At 70.4% G+C, this 8030-nt stretch carries 11 protein-coding genes; 8 read left to right on the top strand and 3 right to left on the bottom strand.

Translation table 11 applies throughout. The features are described 5' to 3' along the window. On the top strand, positions 1-447 hold a 447-nt coding region (locus ACKVMH_RS07600), incomplete at its 5' end, for a hypothetical protein (RefSeq protein ID WP_412699833.1). Between the two features lie 140 nt (positions 448-587). Continuing rightward, complete coding sequence (locus tag ACKVMH_RS07595) at positions 588-1118, top strand: DUF3592 domain-containing protein (protein WP_412699832.1); 531 nt, start codon at positions 588-590, stop codon at positions 1116-1118. Positions 1119-1172: 54 nt separating this feature from the next. Here the strand turns inward: ACKVMH_RS07595 and ACKVMH_RS07590 are convergent, their stop codons facing one another. After that, positions 1173-1988 (bottom strand): alpha/beta hydrolase, encoded by an 816-nt coding sequence (locus ACKVMH_RS07590; RefSeq protein WP_412699831.1) that lies wholly within the window; start codon positions 1986-1988, stop codon positions 1173-1175. A gap of 154 nt (positions 1989-2142) precedes the next feature. On the opposite strand from ACKVMH_RS07590, the gene ACKVMH_RS07585 reads away from it, so the two are divergent. The 4 genes from ACKVMH_RS07585 (at position 2143) to ACKVMH_RS07570 (ending at position 5116) form a co-directional block, all read left to right on the top strand. Further along, positions 2143-2814 (top strand): SDR family oxidoreductase, encoded by a 672-nt coding sequence (locus ACKVMH_RS07585; protein WP_412699830.1) that lies wholly within the window; start codon positions 2143-2145, stop codon positions 2812-2814. A gap of 24 nt (positions 2815-2838) precedes the next feature. Beyond that, positions 2839-3465, top strand: a complete 627-nt coding sequence (locus ACKVMH_RS07580) for a DUF6630 family protein (RefSeq protein WP_412699829.1) — start codon at positions 2839-2841, stop codon at positions 3463-3465. 100 nt (positions 3466-3565) lie between these two features. Then, entirely contained in the window at positions 3566-3835 is a 270-nt protein-coding gene (locus ACKVMH_RS07575) for a hypothetical protein (RefSeq protein ID WP_215219401.1), read from the top strand. Between the two features lie 72 nt (positions 3836-3907). After that, positions 3908-5116: an HD-GYP domain-containing protein gene (locus ACKVMH_RS07570; RefSeq protein ID WP_412699828.1), complete on the top strand. Its 1209-nt coding sequence runs from the start codon at positions 3908-3910 to the stop codon at positions 5114-5116. 15 nt (positions 5117-5131) lie between these two features. Here the strand turns inward: ACKVMH_RS07570 and ACKVMH_RS07565 are convergent, their stop codons facing one another. Next, complete coding sequence (locus tag ACKVMH_RS07565; protein WP_412699827.1) at positions 5132-5515, bottom strand: YciI family protein; 384 nt, start codon at positions 5513-5515, stop codon at positions 5132-5134. 109 nt (positions 5516-5624) lie between these two features. Here ACKVMH_RS07565 and ACKVMH_RS07560 point away from each other — a divergent pair, with 109 nt between their 5' ends. Further along, the gene (locus ACKVMH_RS07560) at positions 5625-6047 is read left to right on the top strand and encodes a YciI family protein (RefSeq protein WP_215219404.1); all 423 of its coding nucleotides are present in this window, start codon (positions 5625-5627) and stop codon (positions 6045-6047) included. 62 nt (positions 6048-6109) lie between these two features. Next, positions 6110-7402: an RNA polymerase sigma factor gene (locus ACKVMH_RS07555; protein ID WP_412699826.1), complete on the top strand. Its 1293-nt coding sequence runs from the start codon at positions 6110-6112 to the stop codon at positions 7400-7402. Here the strand turns inward: ACKVMH_RS07555 and ACKVMH_RS07550 are convergent. Beyond that, positions 7386-7940, bottom strand: a complete 555-nt coding sequence (locus ACKVMH_RS07550; protein ID WP_412699825.1) for an NADPH-dependent FMN reductase — start codon at positions 7938-7940, stop codon at positions 7386-7388. The genes ACKVMH_RS07555 and ACKVMH_RS07550 overlap by 17 nt on opposite strands. Positions 7941-8030: the final 90 nt, after the last annotated feature.

Below are 8030 nucleotides of genomic sequence, written 5' to 3'. Positions count from 1 at the left end.
CGGGCCGGCCCGGGCGGTCGCACGCTGGCGCTCGCCGCGGTCGCGGTGGCGGCGGCAACGGTGGCCGTCTCGGTGTACCTGATCGGATCGCCGACAACCCAACGCGAGGTGCGCATCGACCAGCGCCGCGTGCACGAGCTGCAGCAGATCGGCCAACTGGTCGAGCTGTACGCGCGCGAGCACGGCACCTTGCCGACCGACCTCGCGACCCTGGCCGGGCAACCCGGACAGCGGATGGCGACCGCCGACCCCGCGTCCGGGCAGGCCTACCGGTACGAACCCGTCGGTGAGCGGCAATACCGCCTGTGCGCCACCTTCTCCACCGATACCGCGCAGCCGCAGGCGCCGATTGGCCGCGCCCCGTCGGCGGATTCCGCGGACTGGAACCATCCGGCCGGTCCGCATTGTTTCGAGCGTCGCCTCGATCCGGCGGTGCGCCCGGACTAGCGCCCCGTTCATCTTTGTTGACGCTCGCGCCGGCGGTTGCCTACGCTCGCGTATGGCCGGCGCCGGGGAAAGCGCCGGCCGCGTCCACGCGTGCCGGCCATCCCGGCCCCACGGAGCGGGACGGAACCAGGGGAAGAAAGATGATCAGTTTCAAGATGGCACCCGAGAACCACGCGAAGCTTTCGCGCCTGTCGAAGAAGTTCTTCATGGTCGTGTTCGTGGTCGGCGCGGCACTGCTCGCCTACAAGGGCATCGAAAGCTACCGCTACGCGAATTCGATCCTGGCCGACCACACGGTGGTGACGGTGCCGGTCGTGCTCGTCGACGTCAGCGAGGAACGCGGACGCAAGGGTCGCACCAGGAACATGTACAACTTCGGCTACGTTTTCGAGGCCGGTGGCCGCGAGTATGAAGGGAGCTTCACCACGTCCGAGTCCAACGCGGACCCCTACCTTGCCGACCTGGCGACGATCGATGTCGCCTACACCAACGCCGACCCGTCGCGGTTCGACCGGCTGGAGCGGCTGCAGGGCCAGGCCGGGTTCGGCAGCCTGATGATGCGGTTGCTGGTCGCGATCGCCGGTGCGGCGCTTCTGGCCGGCCTGATGCACCTGTTGCTGGTCGCCAAGCTCATCGTCCCGCGCCCGGTCGAAGCCGCACCCGCGGCCTGACGCTCGCTCACGCAGTGCCACATGGCGCCGGGCGCAACTGCGACCCGGCGCTTTTCATTCGTGCGTGGCGGCATCGTCGATCGATACCGCGAACGCCAGGGCGGCCGCCATCGCGGGCCCCAGCACCGAATGGTGGGTTTCGTCCTCGAACAGTTCGAATCGGCAATCGACCCCTTGCGACTGCAGCAGAGCGGCGAACGCGCTGGCGTTATCGACCATGTGCTCCTCGCCCAGGAGGGCCGGCTCGTCGTTGCCGGCGACCGACGGCGGCTTCTCCGGTCCGACGCTCTGCTCGCGCGACCCCACCGTGATCAATACCCGCGCCCCCGTCGTGGCATCCGGCCCGCTGCGGGTGGCTTCGTCACGGATGCGCGCCCCGTCCCACCAGATGGAGGGGCTGGCGGCAACGAAGCATTCAAAGCGGTCCGGGCACTCGAGCAGGGTGTGCAGCACGAACAGCCCGCTCAACGAATGGCCGGCCAGGCACTGGCGGCTGGGATCGACCGGAAGCTCGCGCAGCATCCGCGGCTGCAGCTCGTCGAGCAGGAACGCGCGGAATGCAGCGGCGTCGCCGTCCTCGTTCCACTCGTCACCGCCACCGCGCGGTGGGGGCGGCGTGGTGCGGGCCGGCAGGGTGAAGTCGCGCCGGCGCAGGTTCGGGTCGACGCCGCCGGAGTCATCCCAGCCGACGCCCACGATCACCGCCTGCGCGGCGCCGGACTCGCCCAGTGCCTGCTGCATCGGCGCCCAGGTGGTCGGCGCGTCCAGCAACCACACCAGTGGATAGCCGGTGCGGGGCGGGTCCCCCTGCGGGACGTGCAACTGGATGAGGTAGTCGCGCTTGCGCTGGCTGGTGATGCGCTCTTGCATGGGCGTGCCGCCGGTGGACTGGCGCGATCGTCCGGCATCGGCCGTGGTGAGGCCGTGGTGAGGCCGTGGTGAGGCCGGGGTGGGCAGCTGCAACGCCTTGATTGTCGCCCGGTGCGGCGCCAAGACAGGGGACTGTCCCCTGGAGAAACCACGCATGAAAACCGTCCTGATCACCGGTGCCAACCGCGGCATCGGACTCGCCCTCACTCGCCACTACACTGACCGCGGCGATACCGTCGTCGCCGTGTGCCGACAGTCCAGCGATGCGCTGCATGCAACCGGCGCGCGGGTCGAGGCGGGCGTCGACGTCACCGACGACGCGGCGCTTGCCGACCTTGCGGCGCGCCTGGGCGACATCCACATCGACGTGCTGGTGCTCAACGCCGGCATCCTTGGCAACGAGGTATTCGGTTCGCTGGATGCCAGTGCGTTCGACAGCATGCGCCGGCAGTTCGAAGTCAACGCGCTGGGGCCGCTGCGCGTCGCGCAGGCCTTGCAAGGCCGCCTCGCCGAAGGCGCGAAGGTCGGGATCGTGACCAGCCGGATGGGTTCGGTGGCCGACAACGGTTCGGGCGGCTACTACGGTTACCGGGCGTCGAAGGCCGCGGTCAATGCGATCGGCAAGTCGCTGGCCAACGACCTGCGGCCACGCGGCATCGCGGTGTTCCTGCTGCACCCGGGCTATGTCGCCACGGACATGGTCGGCGGGACCGGCGATGTCAGTCCTGCGGAGTCGGCGGCGCAGCTGGTCGAGCGGCTCGACGGCCTCGGCCTCGCCGACAGTGGCAGCTTCTGGCACGCCAACGGCACGCCGTTGCCCTGGTAGGGCGAACGGGACCGACGGAGTCGTATGCTCGACATCCCACCGCTGCTGCGGGCAACGCCTGATCGAGGACCTGTGCACCTTCCGGACGAATACGACCCTGACGACAACTTCGCGCATGCACGTGACGCCGGTGCCTGGGGCGAGGACGCGGACGACGCCTCGGCCGAAGGCGAGTCCGACGCCGGCATCGAGGCGCTGGCCTGGCAGTTGCTGCTGCTGGCCAATCCGGGCGACGAGGACGCTGCGCTGCAGCAGTTCCGCGTCTTCCAGGAAGCCTGGGTCGAGGCGGGTGCGGACGAGTCGGACGTGGCCGACCTGCTGCACGATGCCAGTGACTGGCGGTCCGGCTTCGAGATTGCCGAAACCGACGCCGCCGGGATGGTGCAGGCGCTGGATGAACTGGCCGCCCGCTGGAGCCTGCGGATCGACTGGGGCGTGGAGGACCCGACCGACGAGGCGTTCCTTGCCGCGGCCGAGGTGCCCGGGCTGCTGGACACCGCGTTCGACCGCCTGCGCGAGTACGGCTACACCGTCTGGGTGCGCGAGACCGATGGCGGCTACGCCGGCTGGATCTCGCTCAGCCGCGACGACGAGGGGATGCGGATGCTGTCGGCAGCCCTCGGCCTGGACCTGCGCCCCGCCGGCGCCTGATCCGCGCGAGCCTCTCGCGAACCGCTAACGCGGGCTGTGCCACGGTGGCCCTGCGTCGGCCGTGGTGCCGGCGCTTCCCCTTCCCCCCGAGGAGAACGCGATGAACAACCCGAATCAAGGTACCGGCGGTGCCGGTGGCGGCGAGGCCAGCGGCAAGCACCAGGGCCTGCGCCAGCCGGCGGAGGACCACCGCACCGAGGACGCGGTCGACAACATCGGCTTGAAGGACAGTTCGGCCACGCTCGAGGACCGCCTGCGCGACAAGCGCGGCAACGGCGTGCGCGGTGGCTACGACGATTCGATCGACGGGCAGGCCGGCGACGGACCGGTCAGCGACGCGGAGGTCGCGCGCGCGCCACGTGATACCTGACGCCTTCAGGAACGGCGCCTCCGGCCGATAGCTGGGAAGCGCGGCCTTCCGTCTGGTCGCCTGGGAGGCGTTGTGCGGGCCGTCACTGCGGACGAAATCGAGTTGGGCGCACCGTTGGCGTGGTCGGTCTACGACCGCGCCGGCAAGCTGCTGTTCGTCCAGGGCATGGTGCTGGTCTGCCAGGCGCACCTGGACATCATCCTCGAGCGTGGCCTGGTGGTCCCCGAAAGCCGTAGCAGCGGGGGCGTCGTGCTCCCGGCAGCGGTGATCGACGCGTCCGGTGCGCTTGCCGAGGGCGCGGATGCGGCTGAAGAAGCCGACGACACCCCGCGGGTCCCCGAGGTGCCGGTGTTCCGCGCCATGCAACTGCTGCGGCGCGAGCTGCGCCAGTTGCACGACGACCTGCTGGCCTGTGAATCCGACGAGCTCGGCGGCCAGGCCCGCGAACTCGCGCTGCGGCTGCAGGCGCTGGTCGAGCGCGATGCCGACGCGGCGCTTGCGGCGATGCAGCTGGAGGTCGGCGACGATGGTGATGTCGCCCGCGTGCTGCACGCCGCCACCCTGTGCCAGGTGCTGGTCCAGGCGCAGCAGCTGGACCCGGAGGAGGGTGTCTCGCTGGTCGCGGCGGCACTGACCTACGACGTCGCGCTGGGCCCGGTCGCGGCCGTCCTCAATCGCCAGACCGGTGCGCTGACCGAAGACCAGCGGCTCATGATCGACACCCATCCGCTGGCCGGGGTCGAGCTGCTGCAAGCCGCCGGCGTGGACGACGAGGTCTGGCTCGAGGCGGTGCTGCAGCACCATGAGCGGCTCGACGGCAGTGGCTATCCGTCCGGACTGGAAGGTGACGCGATCAGCCCGGGCGCGCGCATGCTGGCGATCGTCGACATCTACTCGGCGATGGTCCGTCCGCGCGCCTACCGCGAAGCCATCCACGCCCGGCACGCGCTGCGCAGCCTGTTCCTGGAGCGTGGCAAGGCGGTCGACGGGCCGCTCGCCAGCCTGCTGGTGCGCGAGATCGGCGTGTTCCCGCCGGGTACGCCGGTGCGGCTCGCCAACCGCGAGGTCGGGGTGGTGCTGCGTCGCGGCAGTGACGCAGCGCGACCGCTGGTGGCGCGGCTGATCAACGCCAATGGCACGCTCGCCGCGATCGCCGCGCACCGCGACACCGCGCAGCCGGAATATGCGATCACCGAGACGGTGCCGCCGTACAAGTACCAGGCGCTGGTCGCCAGCGCGAGCGAGTTGTGGAGCAGCGACCGAGCGATGCCGCGGCGCTAGCGTCGCAGCAACGGCTCAGGCGACGGCGGCGCCGACCCGCTCACGCACCGCCTGCATGTCACGCACCGGGCGCACCTCGATACAGCCGGTCTGCGCCCACGGGAACTCCGAGGCGATGCGCACCGCCTCGTCTATGCTGTCGGCCTCGATCAGGTTGAAGCCGGCCAGCACTTCCTTGGTTTCGGCGAAGGGACCGTCAAGCACCTGGGTGCGTCCGTCGCGCACCCGCACCGCGCGGGCCTTGCGGTAGGACTCGAGTTGCTGCGATTGCAGCAGCCGGCCTTCGCGCGCCATCCCGTCGGCCTTGTCGAAGCAGTCCTTCATCCGGGTATCGAACTCGCCCGGCGGCAGGGCGTCCAGCAGCGCGTCGTCGGTGTAGACCAGCAACAGGAATTGCATCGCGGTGTCCGGTGTGGGGTCGGCGCGATGATGCGCGAGCCCGGCCGGCATGTCGATTTGGCACGCCCCCGTCCGTCGAACGGTCAACAGCCACGAACGGGAGAACGAAATGCGCGTGATGGTGATGGTCAAGGCTACGGCGGATTCGGAGGCCGGCGTGATGCCCGGCGAGCAACTGCTGGCCGACATGGGGCGGTTCAACGAGGAACTGGTCAACGCCGGGGTCATGCTGGCGGGTGAAGGCCTGCACCCGAGTTCGCGTGGCGTAAGGGTGCGATTTTCCGGCCGCGAGCGCAGCGTCATCGATGGCCCGTTCGCCGAGACGCGCGAACTCGTCGCCGGATTCTGGCTCTGGCAGGTGCGCTCGATGGACGAGGCGATCGAATGGGCGCGCCGCTGCCCCAATCCGCACGCCGGCGAATCGGAGATCGAGATCCGGCCGGTGTTCGAGGAAGAGGACTTCGGCGCCGAGTTCACCCCCGAGCTGCGCGAGCAGGAGCAGCGCCTGCGCGAGCGGCTGGAGCGGCGTTGACGGCGGCGTGCGTCGCGCCGCTGGCTTGTGGCGGGACGGCGACGGTGGTGTCATCGGTTTCGATGGAAACCGACCCGGCATCCCGCGACGTCCACCGCACGATCGACGCGATCTGGCGGATCGAATCGCCGCGGGTCATCGCACGCCTGGCGCGCATGCTGCGCGACGTCGGCCTGGCCGAGGATCTCGCCCAGGACGCGCTGGTGGCGGCGCTGGAGCACTGGCCCCGCGACGGGGTGCCGGACAACCCCGGTGCCTGGTTGATGACCACGGCGCAGCGGCGCGCGATCGATCGCATCCGCCACGACACCCTGGTCCGCGAGCGCCACGAGCAGTTCGGCGAAGCGCTTGAGCCGGCCCCCATGGACACGCCCGACAACACCGCGCGGCTGGACGACGACATCGGCGACGACCTGTTGCGGCTCATGTTCACCGCCTGCCACCCGGCGCTGCCGGTCGAGGCGCAGGTTGCGCTGACCTTGCGCCTGCTGGGTGGGCTGACCACCGCCGAGATCGCGCGCGCGTTCCTGCAGCCCGAGCCGACCGTCGCCCAGCGGATCGTGCGGGCCAAGAAGACCCTCGCCCGCAAGCAGGTCGCCTACGAGGTGCCGCGCCGCGCGGAGTTGCCCGAGCGGCTCGCGGCGGTGCTCGGCGTGGTCTACCTGGTCTTCAACGAGGGCTATGCCGCGACCGCGGGCGACGACCTCATGCGTCCCGCGCTATGCGACGAGGCCTTGCGGCTGGGCCGGGTGCTGGCCGGACTGGCGCCGGGCGAGCCGGAAGTGCACGGCTTGCTGGCACTGATGGAGATCCAGGCCTCGCGCGCGCGATCGCGCACCGGTCCGGACGGCGCGCCGGTCCTGCTGCTGGACCAGGACCGTTCGAACTGGGACCGGCTCCTGATCGGCCGCGGACTGGCATCGCTTGCGCGTGCAGAGCAGTTGGGGGGTACCGACGGCCCCTACGCGTTGCAGGCGGCCATCGCGGCCTGCCATGCACGTGCGCTGCGCGCCGCCGACACCGACTGGCCGCGCATCGCCGCTTTGTACGCCCGGCTCGCCGCGGTGACCGGATCACCGGTGGTCGAGCTCAACCGGGCGGTGGCGCTGTCGATGGCCGAGGGGCCGGCCGCCGGACTGGCACTGGTGGAGGCGTTGCAGGACGACCCGGCGCTGGCGGGCTACCACCTGTTGCCGGCGGTACGTGGCGACCTGCTGCACCGGCTGGGCCGCCAGGACGAGGCGCGGGGGGAGTTCCAGCGCGCCGCCGGGATGACCCGCAACGAGCGCGAGCGCACCTTGCTCGAGCAGCGCGCGCGCGAGTGCGGGGACGGGACGGTCAGCCGTGCTTGCTGACGTGCTTGCTAACCCAGGCCAGGAACGCGTCCATCCAGCCCTGCAGGAACTCCCGGCTGCCTTCGCCCACCTGGCCATCCTCGGTGAACAGCCCGTCCTTGACGTGGATGAAGGCCTCCGGCTGCCCCAGTGTCGGCATGTCGAGGTAGGCCAGGATGTTGCGCAGGTGCTGCTGGGCCAGCGCGCTGCCAATCGAGCCGATCGACGCGCCGATCACCCCGGCCGGCTTGCCGGCCCATGCGCTCTGGCCGTACGGGCGCGAGGCGTGGTCGATGGCGTTCTTGAGCACGCCGGGCACCGAACGGTTGTATTCGGGCGTCACGAACAGCACGCCGTCGGAGGCACTGATGGCCGCCTTCAGCCGCTTGACCGGTTCGGCCTGGTTGGCGTCGTCGTCCTGGTTGTACAGCGGCAGGTCGGCGATCTCGGCGAACTTGAAGGTGACGTCGGACGGCGCCAGCTTGACGAGCGCCTCGGCGAGCTGGCGGTTGAACGATTCGCGGCGGAGGCTGCCGACGACAACCAGGATCTGGCTCATAAAGGGCTCCGGTGAAGGGATGGCGTGGGACGGATGAGCTTGGCCGCTCCCGGGTTACTGTCCCGTCAATGGGACGTTGCCTCCTCCATC

The organism is Lysobacter zhanggongensis (genome assembly GCF_046638635.1).
GTDB classification, from domain to species: domain Bacteria; phylum Pseudomonadota; class Gammaproteobacteria; order Xanthomonadales; family Xanthomonadaceae; genus Novilysobacter; species Novilysobacter luteus.
This window is presented reverse-complemented; position numbering and strand designations above follow the sequence as displayed.